At 73.5% G+C, this 1,496-nt stretch carries 1 protein-coding gene and 1 pseudogene; both read left to right on the top strand.

What is annotated here, in order from left to right:
* Positions 1 to 200: pseudogene (locus I0Q12_RS32840) on the top strand (protein translocase subunit SecF); the annotation flags it as partial.
* A gap of 1 nt (position 201) precedes the next feature.
* The coding region (locus tag I0Q12_RS14060; RefSeq protein WP_231610647.1) for an ABC transporter substrate-binding protein at positions 202 to 1,496 on the top strand (1,295 nt) is incomplete at its 3' end.

The following is a 1,496-nucleotide window of genomic DNA, read 5'->3' as shown; positions in this document are numbered from 1 at the left end:
ACACCAGGAAGGTGCTCGCCAAGCGGGAGGCCGCCGCCGGCCGGGCCGCGACCGCGGCCGCTGTGGTCGACGCCGAGCCGGTATCGGTTCCGGATCGCTCCGGCGCGCACGCGGTGCACCGGCAGCCGACCGCGCCGGCGCAGCGTGCGCCGAGACCCGGCGCGCGGCCGACGGGGAAGCGCGGCAAGAGAAGGCCCTGACATGGCGGCAACCGAACGGACCCAGCGCACCCGACGACTACGACGGTCGCTCCGGACCGTGGTCACCGCTGCGGCGGTGACCGCGGTCGCGGCCGGAGCCGTGGCCTGCGGCTCCTCCGACGAACCGCTGCACTCGATCGGCTACGCGATCGACGGGACCGTCACCACCTACAACGCCAACACCGTCGACGGTGCCGCGTCGGGTGCGCGGCAGGCGCTCGCGCGCGTGCAGCCCGGCTTCGGCTATGTGGGGCCGGCCGGCCGCGTCGTCGCCGACACCGACCTCGGTACCGCCACCGTCATGCCCGCCGATCGGCTCACCGTCCAGTACCGGCTCGCCGCGGATTCGGTGTACTCCGACGGGGTGCCGATGAGCTGCGACGACCTCGTGCTGGCGTGGGCTGCGGCGTCCGGCCGTTTCACCGCCCCGGACGAAACCGGTGCCGTGGTGAACGTGTTCGACTCGGCGCAGCGCGGCGGATACGCCGACATCGAGCGGGTCGACTGCCAGCCCGGTTCGAAGGACGCGACCGTCGTCTTCCGTGCGGACCGCTCCGACACGGACTGGAAGTCGCTGTTCGGGGCCACCGAGCTGCTGCCCTCGCACGTGGTGGCCCGGGTGTCCGGGGTCGCCGACCCGGTCGCGGCGATCAACGGCGGTGACCTCGACGCGGTGCGTCGGATGGCGGACTTCTGGAACACCGGCTGGAACCTGACCCCCGGAGCGCTCGACCTCTCGCTGCTGCCGTCGGCCGGGCCGTATCGCATCGAGTCCTACACGGCCGAGGACGGTCTCGTCCTCGTCGCGAACGAACGCTGGTGGGGCAACCGCCCAGCCACGGACACGATCGTGGTGTGGCCGCGTGGCACCGCCGCATCGACCGCGTCCGAGGACGGCCGGATCCACGTCGTCGACAGCGCCGACGGTGCCCTCGAGGGCATCGGCGCCGGGGACGGCGCCACCGTGTCGACGGTGCCCTCGCGCAACGTCGAGCAGCTGACACTCGCCACCAAGGGCGTGTTCGCGAACCCGGCGGCGCGGCGCGCGTTCGCGTTGTGCATTCCCCGCGGGGAACTGTTCGACCAGCTCGGAACGGTCGCCGACGCGCCGGACGCGGGGCTCGGTGCCGGACCGGTCGATTCCCGGATTCTCTCGGCGGATTCCCCGCTGTATCCCGGCGTGGCCGGAACCGCTTCCCGGTACGCCCAGGCCGACCGGGAGGCGGCGAAGCGCGAACTCGCCGCCACCGGCCAGGAGCGGATCACCGTCCGGGTCGGCTACCTCGGGCCCGACCC

Origin of the sequence: Rhodococcus sp. CX (assembly GCF_015865005.1) — a bacterium.
In the GTDB taxonomy this organism is placed as follows: domain Bacteria; phylum Actinomycetota; class Actinomycetes; order Mycobacteriales; family Mycobacteriaceae; genus Rhodococcus.
This window is presented reverse-complemented; position numbering and strand designations above follow the sequence as displayed.